The following is a 13,422-nucleotide window of genomic DNA, read 5'->3' as shown; positions in this document are numbered from 1 at the left end:
TGCCGCCCGTGTCGCCCGCTACGGTGCGCGCCGGGGGCGGGCCAGGCCCAGGTCGTAGGCGAGGATCGTGGCCTGGACGCGGTCGCGCAGGCCCAGTTTGCCGAGGACCGCGTTGACGTGGGACTTCACCGTGCCGGTCGTGACGCCGAGCGCGTCGGCGACCTCGGCGTTCGTGTGGCCCCCGGCCACCAGCGTCAGGACCTCGCGCTCGCGGGGCGTCAGGGCCCGCAGGACCTCGGGGTCCGGGGCGGGGGCCGTGCCGGCGAAGGCGTCGATCAGACGGCGGGTCACGGTGGGCGCGAGCATCGCCTCGCCCGCGGCCACGATGCGGATGCCGGTGAGGAGTTCCTCGGGCAGCGCGTCCTTGAGGAGGAAGCCGGAGGCGCCCGCGCGCAGCGCGTCGTGGACGTACGCGTCCTGGTCGAAGGTGGTCAGGACGAGGACCCGCGGGACGGGCCCCGGTCCCGCGCCCGCCGTCAGGAGCCGGGTCGCGGTGAGGCCGTCCATGCCGGGCATGCGGATGTCCATCAGGACGACGTCCGGGGCGAGTTCGGCCGCCAGCCGCACCGCGTCGGCGCCGTCCGCCGCCTCCGCCACGACCCGCAGGTCCGGCTCGGCGTCGACGATCGCCGCGAATCCGGCGCGGACCACGGCCTGGTCGTCGACGACCATCACCCGGGTGGGCCCGCCCCCGGAGCCGCCGGGGCCGCCCGGGCCGGTACGGGGGCGGGCGTCGGCGCCTTCGGTGCCTTCGGTGCCGGGCACGTGGTCGGTACGGATGGCAGTGCCTCCTTCGGGCGCTCGGCGGGGGTGCCGAGGGCGGGTGATCCGGGGGTCGGGGGGTGCTCGGGGGCGGGGGCTGTGCGTTGACGCGGGGTGTGGGTGTCGGCGGGGGCCGTGCTCTGTCGTGGGGTGTGGGCGTCGGCGGGGGCCGTGCGCTGTCGCGAGGCTCGTACCTCGGCAGGCGCCATGCCCTGTCGCGGAGCGCGTACTTCGACGGGCGCCGAGCCCTGACGCGAGGCGTGGGCGTCGGCGGGGGCCGTGCCCTGACGCGGGGCTCGTACCTCGGCAGGCGCCATGCCCTGACGCGTCGCGCGTACGTCCGCGGGCCCCGTGCCCTGACGCGTCGCGCGTACGTCCGTGGGCGCCGTCACTTCGCGTAGCGCCGCCAGTAGGTCCCGCATCGCGGCCAGGCCCGCCCTGGCCGCTTCGGCGACGCCGTCCAGGTCGCCCGCCTCGGCCCGCTTGACCACCGCGTCGGCGTGCCGCAGGACCTCGCCGCGCAGCTCCGCGGCGATGCGGCGGCGCTCCTCGTGCGCCTCGGCGACCGCCGACCACACCGTCGCCGTGAGCGCGTGGTCCTCCCGGGCCCGGACGCGTTCGCGCCGCGTGCGCACGGTCGCGCCGAGCCCCCAGACCGCGGCCATCGGCACGAGCAGCACCGTTCCGAGAACCACCACGAGGAAGAGGAACAGGCCGGGCCCGCCGTCCTCCCGCAGGTCCGCGATGCCGTCGGCGGCCGCCACGGCGAGCCAGGACAGGCACAGGCCGGCGCCCGCCGCGCCGATGGCGGGCCAGGTCAGGCGCGGCGGCCCCGCGAACGCCGCCACCGCGTACACGGCGACGCACTCGCTGAGCGCGCCCGCCACGGCCAGGCACAGGGCGGCGGCCGGGGTGAGCAGCCCGAACGCGAGGGCCAGCGGCGCGGTCCAGGCCGTGGCGAGGACCGCGCACAGCACCGCCCAGGGCGCCCGCCGCCGCCACAGGAGCGGGAGCGCGTGCGCGACGACGGGGCCGCAGGCGAGCACGGTGGCGGGCGGGTCGTCGGCGAGGACGGCGAAGAGCGGCAGCGTGGCGGCGGCGAGGGCGACCGCCCCGTCGGACAGGTCGAGGCCGCGCAGCGCGCGCGGGCGCCGGGCGCGCAGCCCCGGGGCACCGGCCGTACGCGGCAGCCGGGCCCGCACGGACCAGCCGGGGCCGTCCGGGCGCGGCCCGGCCGTCAGCGTGCCGCCGAGCGCGGTCGCCCGCTCCCGCATGCCCGCCGTACCGCGCCCCGAGCCGAGCCGTTGCCGCCCCGCGGGCCCACCGGTCGCCCCGCCGGACGTCCCGGCCGCCGCTCCGTCGTCCTCGACGGCCAGATCGAGCGCGCCGTCCGGCCCGGTGGCCCCGATCCGTACCCGGACCGCCGCCCCGGGGGCGTACCGCAGCGCGTTCGTGAGGGCCTCGCGCACGATGCCGAAGGCGGCCTCGGCCACCGGGCCCGTCAGCGCCGCGAGGTCGGGCGTCACGTCGACGGCGGGGCGCAGGCCCAGGCGGGCGAACCCGGCGGCCAGTTCGCCGACGCGCTCTTCCAGCGCGCTCTCCTCGTCCGCCGCCGAGGTGCGCATCATCGCCACCAGGCGGTGCAGTGCCGCCAGGGTCTCGCGCCCGGTGTCCGCCGCGAACTCCAGGGCCTGCGCGGTCAGCTCGGGCCTGCGGTCGCCGAGCCGCCGCGCGGCGTCCGCGGTGACCACGACGGAGGTCAGGTGGTGGGCGCTGACGTCGTGCAGTTCACGGGCGAGGCGTTCGCGTTCGGTGAGGGCGGCCCGGGACCGTTCGGACTCCGCCCGCGCCAGCTCCAGGGCGGCGCCGCGGCGGCCCGCGAGCCAGCGGCGGCGGCTGCGGCCGAGGCCCGCGACCGTCAGGAACGCCACGCTGTTGATCACGGCCTCGCCGCCGGCCTCGACCCCCGAGTCGACCAGGAACGCCGAACGCCCCGCCTCGCACACGGCCAGCACGGCCCCCACCACGAGGGCCGTCCGCCCCGGACAGCGCACCGTCACCGAGTACAGGGCGACCAGGACGCCCAGCGCGTGCAGGAGCGTCGCGTCCTCCGGCAGGAACACCCCGGCGACCAGCGCCGCCTCGACGGTGAGCGCGGCGGCGACGGGGCGGTCGCGGCGCGCGCCGAGCGCCGCCGTGACCACGACCGCGAGAACGAGCGCAGCGGTGAGCGGGACGGCACCGACCGGGTCGGCGTCGCGCAGGGCGCGGCCCGGCCAGTAGGCCAGCTGCTGGATCGCCAGCAGGGCGGGCAGCAGCCAGGTGCGTATCCGGTCCATATCGGGCTCGATGATACGGAGGGTCGCGCTCTGGCCAGAAGAGCTGCCTCTCCCTGCGGGTCGCCGGACGGGGAGGCTCATCGGGGCGGCTTCCCCGGCGCCGGCCGCCCCCGCGCCTGCCGCCTGTCCCTGCTCCTGTGCCCGCCCCGTGCCTGTCCCTGTCCCTGCCCCTGTCCCTGGTGTGTCTGGCCCCGGCGTGTCTATCCCTGGTTGGAGAACACGATCGTGCGAGCGGCCGACGTCCGGGGCCGGCGGCACCGGAATGCTGGTGTCATGACGCCGACGCCCCCACCGCACGCCTCGCAGTCCCCGCACGCCCCGCAGTCCCCGTACGCTCCGCAGTCCCCGTACGCCCCACACTCCCCGTACGCCCCTCCCGCACCGCCGCCCCACGGCTGGCCCCCGCGCGTCGGCCCGTACGCCCCGCAGCCCGTCGAACCCGTGCCGCCCCTCCCCTACCACCGGCTCGCCCTGGTCACCGGGCGGCGCGGCCGGTGGCGGCCGGTGGCCGGGACCGCGCTGGTGCTGGCGGGCGTGCTGGTCGCGGCCCTGGTGGTGCTGCTCGTCGGGGAGGTCGCGGGGGCGTTCCTGGACCGGCCCACCGACGACGAGGGGCTCCGCGCGTGGGGCGGCATCGGCGACACCGCGTTCGCCCTACTCTCGCTCGCCCTGGTGACGCCCGCGGTGTTCCTGGCCGCACGGTGGGCGCAGCGGCGGCCGGCGGGAACCCTGTCGTCGGTGACCGGCCGGCTGCGGTGGCGCTGGCTCGGCCGGTGCCTGCTCGTCGCGCTGCCGCTGGTGACCGCGTCGCTCGGGGTCATGCTGCTGCTGCCCGAACCGGCGGGCGGCGGGGACGACATGGCGTGGGCCGGGCTCCCGGACTTCCTGCTGGGCCTCGCGACGGTGTGCCTCCTCGTGCCGTTCCAGGCGTCGGCCGAGGAGTACGCGTTCCGGGGCTGGCTCACCCAGGCGGTCGGCGCGTGGTGCCGCTCGCCGTGGGTGGCGATCGTGCCGGGGGCCCTGCTGTTCGCCGCGGCCCACGGGTGGGGCACGCCGTGAGGGTTCGCGGACCTGGTGGTGTTCGGCCTCGTCGCCGGGTTCCTGACGGTCCGTACGGGCGGTCTGGAGGCGGCGATCGGCCTGCACGTCGTCAACAACCTGCTGGCGATGGGCCTCTCGTCGGCGGTGGCCGGGGCGCTGGCCTCGGAGGAGACCGCCGCGGACATGGACGCCCTCTCGGTGGCCGTCGACGTGGCGATGCTCTGCGCCTACGCGGCGATCGTGCTGCGCCTCGCGGCCCGGCACCGGATCGCGGCGCTCAGCGCGGGGTCGCGGGGCGCCGGGGAGGAACTCCCCTAGGGGACCTCGGACTCCCCTAGGGGACCTCGGACTCCCCTAGGGGACCTCGGACTCCCCTAGAGGGACCCCCACTCGGCGCCCGCCCCCGCCGGAATCCGCCTACTTCAGCATGTGCTCGCACATCGGCTTCTTGGCCTTGCCGCCGTCGTTGTCGGAGACCTTGTCGCCGTCGACCGTGATCGTGCAGGGGGCCGCGCTCAGCATGCCGTCGCCGCCCTGCACCGAGCCGGGCACGACCGAGACCACGTGACCGACCTTCTTCTCGGCGCCCTCCAGCGTGATCTCGAAGGTCTTCTTCCAGGGCAGCGTGACCTGCTCCATGTGGTTGGTGTCGGAGACGTACATGATCTGCGTCTTGCCCTGCCCGCCCACCTCCAGGGTCACCTGGTGCGCGGCGCCCTTCCCGGACCCGCCCGCGTCCGCGTCGCCGCCCGGCTTCGCCGCCGCCCCCGACGAGGAGCCCTCCTTCTTCCCGGACTTCTCGCCGGAACCCCCGCCGTCGTCCGAACTGCCGCACCCCGTGAGCAGGGCGAGGGCCGCGACCAGGGCGACTCCGGTGACCGTCTTGCGCATGCTGGAACTCTCCCGTTGCGAACGTGCTGTGTGCGCGTACTTAATCATTTGCCGCGCCCGACCGCCTCCTGCTGAACTGACGGCAGCCGGGGGAAAGCCCGGCGAAGTCTTACGGAGTCCGGCGAGGAGCAGGAAATGCGGCGTTCGTGCATGTCCCACACGAAAGGAAATCCCACTTCCGCAAAGGACATGACGGTACGTGCATTCATCCTCCCCGCACACGCTGAACCTGGGCGTTCTGGCCCACATCGACGCCGGTAAGACCAGCCTGACCGAGCGGCTCCTGCACACCGCCGGGGTCATCGACGAGGTCGGCCGCGTCGACGACGGAAACACCCGGACCGATTCGCTCGCCCTGGAGCGACAGCGCGGCATCACCATCAAATCGGCGGTCGTCTCCTTCGCCGTCGAGGGCGTCACGGTCAATCTCATCGACACCCCCGGCCACCCGGACTTCATCGCCGAGGTGGAGCGGGTCCTGAGCGTGCTCGACGGCGCCGTGCTCGTGGTCTCCGCCGTGGAGGGCGTCCAGGCGCAGACCCGCGTGCTGCTGCGGACGCTGCGGCGCCTGCGCATCCCCACGCTCGTCTTCGTCAACAAGACGGACCGCCGCGGCGCCCGCCAGGAGGGCGTCCTGCGGCACATCGCGGAGCGCCTGACCCCGGACGTCGTGCCGATGGGCACGGTCGGCGCCCTCGGCACGCGCGCCGCGCGCTTCACCCCGTTCACCGCCGCGGACGCGGATTCCGGCGGCTTCACCGCCCGGCTCGCCGAGCTGCTCACCGCGCACGACGACACGCTCCTGGCCGCGTACGTCGACGACCCGGCGTCCCTCTCGTACGACCGGCTGCGGGCCGAGCTGGCCCGGCAGACCCGCCGCGCGCTGGTGCACCCGGTGTTCTTCGGGTCGGCCGCGACGGGCCTCGGGGTTCCCGAACTCATGGACGGCATCCGGGAGTTGCTGCCCGCTCCGGCCGGTGACGCGGAGGGGCCGGTCTCCGGCAGCGTATTCAAGGTCGAGCGCGGCCCGGCCGGCGAGAAGATCGCGTACGTCCGCGTGTTCTCCGGCACGATCCGCACCCGCGACCGCCTCGACATCGGCACCCGCGACCAGCCCGGCACGGGCACGGGCACGGGCACGGGCACGGGCACGGGCACCGGCACCGGCACCGGCACCGGCGAGGGCAAGGTCACCGGCATCAGCGTCTTCGACCGGGGCGCGGACGAGCGGCGCCCGGAGGTGCGCGCGGGGCAGATCGGCCGGCTCTGGGGGCTCGGGGACGTCCGGATCGGCGACGTGATCGGCGTACCGCGCACCGGAGTCGACCCGGCCGCGCGCTTCTTCGCGCCGCCGACCCTGGAGACGGTGGTCACCCCGGTGCGCCCCGCCGACCGCGGCGCGCTGCACCTCGCGCTGACCCGGCTCGCCGAGCAGGACCCGCTGATCGGCCTGCGGCAGGACCCCGTCCGCCGGGAGGTGTCGGTCTCGCTCTACGGCGAGGTGCAGAAGGAGGTGATCCAGGCGACGCTCGCCGAGGACTTCGGGCTCGACGTCGCCTTCCGGGAGACGACGACGATCTGTGTGGAGCGGGTCGTCGGCACGGGCGCCGCGTTCGAGATCATCGACAAGGAGCCCAACCCGTTCCTCGCCACGGTCGGACTGCGCGTCGGACCCGCGCCGGTCGGCTCCGGCGTGGAGTTCCGCCTGGGCGTGGAGCTCGGCTCGATGCCGTACGCGTTCTTCCGCGCGGTCGAGGAGACCGTCAGGGAGACGCTGCTCCAGGGCGTGCACGGCTGGCGGGTGCCGGACTGCGCGGTCACGATGACGCACGCCGGGTACTGGCCGCGCCAGAGCCACGCCCACGGCACCTTCGACAAGAGCATGTCGAGCACCGCGAGCGACTTCCGCAATCTGACGCCGCTGGTCCTGATGGACGCGCTGCGCCGGGCGGGCACGGCGGTGCACGAACCGATGCACCGCTTCCGGCTCGACGTGCCCGCCGACACGTTCGCGGCGGTGCTGCCCGTCCTCACCCGGCTGCGGGCCGTGCCGCACACGCCGACGACGAGCGGCACCTCGTACCGCCTGGAGGGCGACATCCCCGCCCGGCAGGTGCACACCCTGGAGCAGGTGCTGCCCGGACTGACCCGCGGCGAGGGCGAGTGGGAGTCCGCCTTCGACCACTACGAGCCGGTGCGGGGCGGCACGGTGCCCACGCGCGAGCGGACGGACCACGATCCGCTGCACCGCAAGGACTACCTGCTGCGGGTGGTCCGCCGGACCGACGGCACAGGACGGGGGAACGCGGTGGGCGACTGAGCCGTCTCCCCCCCTGGCCATCCCCTGAGGCTCCCCCTGAGAGGGCCCCTCAGGGGGAGCCTCAGACCCCGATCGCCGGGATGCCGAGGCCCGCCAGCCGCTCCCGGTCCGCGATGATGTTGATCTCCACGATCCTGCCGTCGACGACCGTGAAGGCGCCGAGCGCGACCGCCTCGCCGCCCGGCAGCCCGACCAGCCCCGGCAGGCCGTTGACGAGCACCAGGTGCTGGTGGGCGGCCATGGCCGCGAACATCGCCGCCTGGCCCGCCACCTCGGCGGCGCCCCGCACCACCTTCGAGAGCCCCGAGGCCAGTTCACCGGTGTCGGCCCGCAACACGACGTCCGGGTCGAGGAGTTCGAGCAGTCCCTCGAAGTCGCCCGCGCGCGTGGCCGCCATCCACGCCTCGACGACCTCGCGCTGCTTGGCGACGTCGGTCTCCGCGGCGGGCGCCGAGCCCTGCACGCGGCGCCGCGCCCGGCTGGCCAACTGCCGGGTCGCGGCCGCCGACCGCTCCACGACCGGCGCGATCTCGTCGAAGGGCACGGCGAACATGTCGTGCAGCACGAACGCGAGCCGCTCGGCGGGCGCCAGCGTCTCCAGGACCACGAGCAGCGCGAGGCCCACCGAGTCGGCGAGCAGCACCTCCTGCTCCGGGTCGACCACGTCGGCGCGCGTCACGACCGGATCGGGGATGTGCGTCTCCCCGAAGTGCTGCAGGGACGCGTCCAGGGAGTCCTCGCGCCGGGACGTGCGCGAGCGCAGCTGGTCCAGGCAGATGCGGCCCACGACCGTCGTCAGCCAGCCCCCCAGGTTCCGCACCTGGCCCGCATCCTCCGGAGCGCCGCCACCCTCTCCGAGGCCCGCCCCCGCCCCCGCCCCCGCCTCGGTGCGGCTCAGCCGGAACCACGCCTCCTGCACCGCGTCCTCGGAATCGCTCAGCGAGCCGAGCATGCGGTACGCGACCGCGTTCAGGCGGGGCCTGTGCTCCTCGAACCGGGCCGCGAGCGCGACCTGCGCCGCTCCGTTCTCGTCCATGCGTCACATTCTCCCGTCGCGTTCCGTCATAGCTGTGACGGACCAACCCCACACATACGTGACGACCGAGGTGGACAGGATTGAACGCCCGCATGCGCAACCCGACCGAGGTCCTCCCCGACGCCGTGCCCGCCCTCCACAGTCTGTTGCAGAGTACGCGCGCTGCCGGGCTGCCCGACGCCACGCTCGACCTCGTCCACCTGCGCACGAGCCAGATCAACGGCGCCGCCGCCTGCGTCGGCCCCGGGGTGCGCGGGGCCCTGGACCACGGCGAGTCGGAGGCGCGCCTGCACGCCCTGGCCGCCTGGCGCGGCGCCTCCTGCTTCACCGCCGCCGAGCGGGCCGCGCTCGCCCTCGCCGAGCACGCGGCACGCCTGGCCGACCACCCGGGCGCCGTGCCCGACGCGGTCTGGGACGACGCCGCCGCGCACTACGACGAGCGCCAACTCGCCGCGCTCGTCCTGATGATCGGGGCGACCCACCTCTTCAACCGGCTCGACGTGATCACTCTCGACGCGATCACCCCGTAGCCGGGCCGGGCGGCGGGCGGCGGGCGGCCCGGCGGATCGGGCTCCGGCGAAACTCGGTGGACAGCGGCCGGGGCGCGAGGTGGGATGAGGCGTCATCCCCCGGTCCTGTCGCCCCCCCCCGATCCTGCCGTCCTCCCTCCCGAAGCCCGGAGCCTTTTTTGAAGATCGACGCCGACCTGGTCCACCGCCTGATCACCGAGCAGTTCCCGCAGTGGGCCGAACTGCCGGTGTCCGCGGTGCCGTTGCCCGGCATGGACAACGCGACGTTCCGCCTCGGCGACGACCTCTCCGTACGGCTGCCGCGCCACCCCCGGTGGATCGGGCAGGTCGAGCGGGAGCAGCGGTGGCTGCCGTGGCTGGCCCCGCAGGTGCCGCTGACCGTCTCGACGCCGGTCGCGGCGGGGCGGCCCGGCCAGGGCTACCCCTTCCCGTGGTCGGTCTACCGCTGGCTGGAGGGCGAGGCGGCGACCACCGAGGGCCTCGCCGACCCGGTGCGCGCGGCCCGCGAACTCGCCGGTTTCATCACCGCGTTGCAGAAGATCGACGCGACCGGCGGCCCCGCACCCGACCTGAGCAACGCCTTCCGGGGCGAGCGCGTGGGCACCGAGTGCGACTCGCTGGCCGCCGACTCACTGGTCCGCGCCAAGATCGCCAAGCTGGACGGGATCGTCGACACGGACGCCGTGACGGCGGTCTGGGAGGCGGCGCTCGCGGCACCCGCCTGGGACCGGGCACCGGTGTGGCTGCACGGCGACCTCGCGACCGGCAATCTCCTCGCGGTGGAAGGGCAGTTGAGCGCCGTCATCGACTTCGGCACGCTGGCCGTCGGCGACCCCGCCTGCGATCTCATCCCGACCTGGATGTTCCTTCCCGCGCAGGCGCGGGACGCCTTCCGCGAGGCGGTCGCCCTGGACGACGCGACGTGGGCGCGGGCCCGCGGCCTGGCACTGGCCGGGTCACTGCCCGTCCCCGACGACCCGTTCTTCGCCGTTCCCGCCCGGGTGACGGCATCGCTGCGCCACCTGGACGCGGTGCTGGCGGACTTCGCGGAGCACGGACAGCGGAGGTAGCACCGGAGGGGAGCACCGACCGCCCCGGCGCCATGTCCGGGCGTACCCGGCATCGGGCCGGTCAGGCGGCGACGGCCGGGAACGTGTAGCGCACGCCCGTGAGCTCCTCCGACACGTCCCACAGCCGGCGGCCGGTCTCCTCGTCCGTGGCCCGCGGCGCCGGTTCGCCCGCTGTGGGCGCCCCACGCAGCTCGCCGATGCCGTCGGGGACGAGGAACTCGCCACCCGTGACGCCCGGTTCGGTCGCCGCGCAGAGCGTGGGCAGCGCGCCCCGGTCCGCGCTCTGGGCGAGCGGCAGCAGCAGACGCCCGAACAGGAACCTCACCAGACCGGCCGGTGAGCTCGTCTGCAGGTTGGTCGCGGCGTAGCCGGGGTGGGCGAGCACGCTGCGCACCGGGCTCCCGGCCGCGGTCAGCCGCCGGTGGAGCTGGTGCCCGAAGACGGCGTTCGCCAGCTTCGACTGGTTGTAGTACGCCATCGGGGCGTACCCGCGCTCGCCGCCGAGGTCGTCGAAGTAGAGGGTCGCCGAGCGGTGGTTGGGCGAACTCACCGTCACCACGCGGGGATCGGTGCCCGCCGCCAGGAGGTCGAGCAGCAGCCCCGTCAGCGCGAAGTGCCCGAGGTGGTTGGCCGCGAACTGCACCTCGTGCCCCTGGGCGCTGAGGGTGCGGCGCGGCGGCGCCATCAGGCCCGCGTTGTTGACGAGTACGTCCAGGTGCCCGTGGTCCGCGTGCAGCTTTCCGGCGAAGGCCCGGACGGAGTCCAGGTCGGCCAGGTCGACGCGCCGCACCTCCAGCGCGGCGTCCGGGAGGTCGGCGGTGATCGCGTCGGCCGCCGCCCGCCCCTTGTCCTCGTCGCGCACGGCGAGCAGCACGCGCGCGCCCTTGCCGGCCAGCGCCCGGGTCGTCGCGAGGCCGAGGCCGCTGTTGGCCCCGGTGACGACGGCCACGCGGCCACTCAGGTCGGGGATCTGCTCGGCGGTCCAGCCACTTGGAATTCCCATACGGCACAAGCTGCCGCATGTGGCACTGTGTGTCAACGGCTACTCGTAATGCCGCACAGGGCACAGGGTGCGGGACGCGAGGGCGCGAGAGGCGTGAGAGGCGTGGGGGATCGGGGGGGGACGTGAGGGAGTCCGCCACGGGCCTGGCCAGGGGCGCGACCAGCCTGCCCGGGGCGCCACCGGCCGGACGACCGGCCCCCGGGCATGAAGAAGGTGGGCGCCCACCGACAGGGAAGTCGCGGGCGCCCACCGGGAAGTGGGCCGGAGCCGAGGGCGGGGCCGCCCCCGGCCGGGGGTCAGAGCAGCGGGCCGAGCACCGCCCGCAGGTCCGCCGGTTCGCGGTAGTGCAGGCCGGTCATGCCGAGCGCGGTCGCGGCGTCCACGTTCTCCTCGCGGTCGTCCACGAAGAGGCAGCGGGCGGGGGCGACCCCGGCCCGCCGCGCCGCCGTCTCGTAGATGCGCCGGTCGGGCTTGACGACACCGAGGTCGGCGCTGCTGATCACGTCGTCCAGGAAGCCGTCGGGGCCGGTGAGGCCGAGCAGGGCGAGGTCGTCGGCGAGCCACGGGGTCGCGTTCGTGACGAGCAGGACGGGCAGCCCGGCCGCGCGGACCTGCCGCAGCAGCCCGACGACGGTCTCGTCGGCCCGGAACTTCGCCTCGGCCAGCGTCGTCCCGAGCTCGTGCCCGCGCGCCCACGGCACCCGGTCGGCGAGCCCGTCGGCGATGGCCGCGATCCACCGTTCCTTGGTGATCTCGCCGCGCATCAGCGGCAGGTCGGTCTCGGGCCGGAAGGCGAGCTCGGCGGTGCTGCCCGGCGCGAGACCGGCCGCGCGCTCCCGCTCCTCCAGTTCCGCCATGTCGTAGAAGCGGATCACGCCGTCGAGGTCACTCAGTACGGCGTCGAACGCCCGGCCGGTGGTCATCTCCCGTGTCTATCACGCACCGCAAGAGCGCTTCCGGGGGGACCGGACCCCACGGCCACGCACCCCCGGACCGCACCGGGACCACGGCTACACACCCCCGGACCGCACCGGGACCACGTACCGAACCCCACGTACCGAACCCCACGGGCAGCCCCCTCGCGCAGCACCGGGGCGCGCCCGCACACGATCCCGGACACCACGCGGAGCCCGGCCCTGGACATCCGTGGAGCCCGACCCGAACACCACCACCCGAAGCCCCCCCCCGGAGCCCGCCCTCACCCCGCGTCGTCCACCCGCTCCCCGCGCAGCGCCGCACGGGCGTTGGCCCGCACCCGGTCCAGGTCCTTGCGCACGGCCGCGTACCGGGTCGCATGGTGGCGCAGGTCCGCTCGCTGCTTCTCGGCGCCGACGGTCCACCAGACCCCGGCGGTGTTCAGCTCCCGGTTGCACTCGACGTCGGCGACCGCCGTGCCCAACTCCTCCTTGGTCCGCCGGGTGTTGCCGTCCCGACTCCCCTTCGTCCACGCCTTGTCCCTGAAAGCCTCCGCAGGGTTCGCGTACCGCCCGAACCCCTTGTCGCGGACACAGCGCGACCAGTCGCCGAACGCCCTGCGGATCCGCCGGTCCGCGGCGACGGCCTTCTCGATCCTCCGGGTGCGCTCACCGACGTACTCCCGCAGACGGTCCGTCCCGGCCCCGTCCCCCATGACCCCGCGCGTGCCCTCCGCCGAGCAGCCGCCCACCGGGACCCTGCGGCCGTCGGCCACGACGCGTTCGCCGGGCGTCGCGCCGGAGCCCCGGAGCACCTCGTCCTCCCGGGCGGTCGGGACCCGCCCCGTCCCCCGCATCCGCTGCACGAACTCCCGCGTGCTCTCGGGGTCGAACCCGTAGCCCCAGCGGCGGACGTGGTCGAGGTCGAGCATCCCGTACGGGGACACCGCGCTCGCCGTCATGGACACGGAGTTCGCCATCGGGGGCGGCGACCCGGGGTCGAGCGGGAAGTCGGCGAACCCGTAGGAGCGCATGCACTTCTGCGTCAGCCGCTTCTGCGCCTGCTCGATACGCCGGTGGTCGCGGCTGCTGAACTCGTAGCGTTCCAAAGGCAGTTCGGGCATGTCATCGGCGCTGCGCACCCGCGGCACGCCGTCCGCGCGCGCGTACCCGGGCAGCGAGTCGTCTCCGCCCCCATCGGCCCCGCACCCCGCCAACACCGCGCCCACCAGCGCGAGCACACCCCACCGCAGCCTCATCGCACCCCTCCCCGGGCAGCCCCATGCGCAACCGTGCGACCCTACCGCCGTGGTGGATCACCTGGCCGCGACGCCCGGTGAAGGCGCGCCCCCGGGCTCAGGGGTGCGCGTGCCTCACGCGCCGCCGCCGGGAGAGGGACCCGGCCTTCTGCCGCGGCGCGACCGGGACCGCCTGGAGCCCGCGCGCCCGCCGCCCCGGCCACCACCGGCCCTGCCGTCCGCGCCCTCGTCCACCGCGACGACACACGCCTCGCACT

At 75.3% G+C, this 13,422-nt stretch carries 10 protein-coding genes and 1 pseudogene; 4 read left to right on the top strand and 7 right to left on the bottom strand.

What is annotated here, in order from left to right:
- Positions 1-18: 18 nt before the first annotated feature.
- Complete coding sequence (locus tag ACFYXE_RS03965; RefSeq protein WP_389309512.1) at positions 19-672, bottom strand: response regulator; 654 nt, start codon at positions 670-672, stop codon at positions 19-21.
- Complete coding sequence (locus ACFYXE_RS03960) at positions 672-3,101, bottom strand: histidine kinase (RefSeq protein ID WP_389308552.1); 2,430 nt, start codon at positions 3,099-3,101, stop codon at positions 672-674. Before ACFYXE_RS03960 ends, ACFYXE_RS03965 begins: the two co-directional genes overlap by 1 nt.
- Before the next feature lie 273 nt (positions 3,102-3,374).
- Between ACFYXE_RS03960 and ACFYXE_RS03955 the strand changes: the two are divergent.
- Positions 3,375-4,460: pseudogene (locus tag ACFYXE_RS03955) on the top strand (CPBP family intramembrane glutamic endopeptidase).
- Positions 4,461-4,559: 99 nt separating this feature from the next.
- On the opposite strand, the gene ACFYXE_RS03950 reads toward ACFYXE_RS03955, so the two are convergent.
- The gene (locus ACFYXE_RS03950) at positions 4,560-5,033 is read right to left on the bottom strand and encodes a hypothetical protein (protein WP_389308550.1); all 474 of its coding nucleotides are present in this window, start codon (positions 5,031-5,033) and stop codon (positions 4,560-4,562) included.
- A gap of 199 nt (positions 5,034-5,232) precedes the next feature.
- Between ACFYXE_RS03950 and ACFYXE_RS03945 the strand changes: the two genes are divergently transcribed.
- A complete protein-coding gene (locus ACFYXE_RS03945; protein WP_389308548.1) occupies positions 5,233-7,353 on the top strand; it encodes a GTP-binding protein in 2,121 nt (706 codons plus the stop codon).
- Between the two features lie 61 nt (positions 7,354-7,414).
- Here the strand turns inward: ACFYXE_RS03945 and ACFYXE_RS03940 are convergent, their stop codons facing one another.
- Positions 7,415-8,389, bottom strand: a complete 975-nt coding sequence (locus tag ACFYXE_RS03940) for a sigma-70 family RNA polymerase sigma factor (protein WP_389308546.1) — start codon at positions 8,387-8,389, stop codon at positions 7,415-7,417.
- A 92-nt stretch (positions 8,390-8,481) separates the two neighbouring features.
- Between ACFYXE_RS03940 and ACFYXE_RS03935 the strand changes: the two genes are divergently transcribed.
- Positions 8,482-8,919: a carboxymuconolactone decarboxylase family protein gene (locus ACFYXE_RS03935; protein ID WP_389308544.1), complete on the top strand. Its 438-nt coding sequence runs from the start codon at positions 8,482-8,484 to the stop codon at positions 8,917-8,919.
- Positions 8,920-9,077: 158 nt separating this feature from the next.
- Entirely contained in the window at positions 9,078-9,989 is a 912-nt protein-coding gene (locus tag ACFYXE_RS03930; protein ID WP_389308542.1) for an aminoglycoside phosphotransferase family protein, read from the top strand.
- A gap of 61 nt (positions 9,990-10,050) precedes the next feature.
- Here the strand turns inward: ACFYXE_RS03930 and ACFYXE_RS03925 are convergent, their stop codons facing one another.
- The 3 genes from ACFYXE_RS03925 to ACFYXE_RS03915 form a co-directional block, all read right to left on the bottom strand.
- On the bottom strand, positions 10,051-10,992 hold the full coding sequence (locus ACFYXE_RS03925) for an oxidoreductase (RefSeq protein ID WP_389308540.1): 942 nt from the start codon (positions 10,990-10,992) through the stop codon (positions 10,051-10,053).
- A gap of 296 nt (positions 10,993-11,288) precedes the next feature.
- Complete coding sequence (locus ACFYXE_RS03920; RefSeq protein WP_389308538.1) at positions 11,289-11,915, bottom strand: HAD-IA family hydrolase; 627 nt, start codon at positions 11,913-11,915, stop codon at positions 11,289-11,291.
- A 275-nt stretch (positions 11,916-12,190) separates the two neighbouring features.
- Positions 12,191-13,165, bottom strand: a complete 975-nt coding sequence (locus ACFYXE_RS03915; RefSeq protein WP_389308536.1) for a hypothetical protein — start codon at positions 13,163-13,165, stop codon at positions 12,191-12,193.
- Positions 13,166-13,422 lie beyond the last annotated feature (257 nt).

It is taken from the genome of Streptomyces sp. NPDC002564 (assembly GCF_042889645.1).
Lineage (GTDB): Bacteria > Actinomycetota > Actinomycetes > Streptomycetales > Streptomycetaceae > Streptomyces.
The sequence above is the reverse complement of the archived record's forward strand: the minus strand, read 5'-3'. Positions and strand labels throughout refer to the sequence as shown.

Excerpts from the sequence above, each read along its gene's own strand:
- ACFYXE_RS03965 (WP_389309512.1), bottom strand. The coding sequence starts at position 672 with ATGGTCGTCGACGACCAGGCCGTGGTCCGCGCCGGATTCGCGGCGATC.
- ACFYXE_RS03915 (WP_389308536.1), bottom strand. The coding sequence starts at position 13,165 with ATGAGGCTGCGGTGGGGTGTGCTCGCGCTGGTGGGCGCGGTGTTGGCG.
- ACFYXE_RS03935 (WP_389308544.1), top strand. The coding sequence starts at position 8,482 with ATGCGCAACCCGACCGAGGTCCTCCCCGACGCCGTGCCCGCCCTCCAC.
- ACFYXE_RS03920 (WP_389308538.1), bottom strand. The coding sequence starts at position 11,915 with ATGACCACCGGCCGGGCGTTCGACGCCGTACTGAGTGACCTCGACGGC.
- ACFYXE_RS03960 (WP_389308552.1), bottom strand. The coding sequence starts at position 3,101 with ATGGACCGGATACGCACCTGGCTGCTGCCCGCCCTGCTGGCGATCCAG.
- ACFYXE_RS03925 (WP_389308540.1), bottom strand. The coding sequence starts at position 10,992 with ATGGGAATTCCAAGTGGCTGGACCGCCGAGCAGATCCCCGACCTGAGT.
- ACFYXE_RS03950 (WP_389308550.1), bottom strand. The coding sequence starts at position 5,033 with ATGCGCAAGACGGTCACCGGAGTCGCCCTGGTCGCGGCCCTCGCCCTG.
- ACFYXE_RS03940 (WP_389308546.1), bottom strand. The coding sequence starts at position 8,389 with ATGGACGAGAACGGAGCGGCGCAGGTCGCGCTCGCGGCCCGGTTCGAG.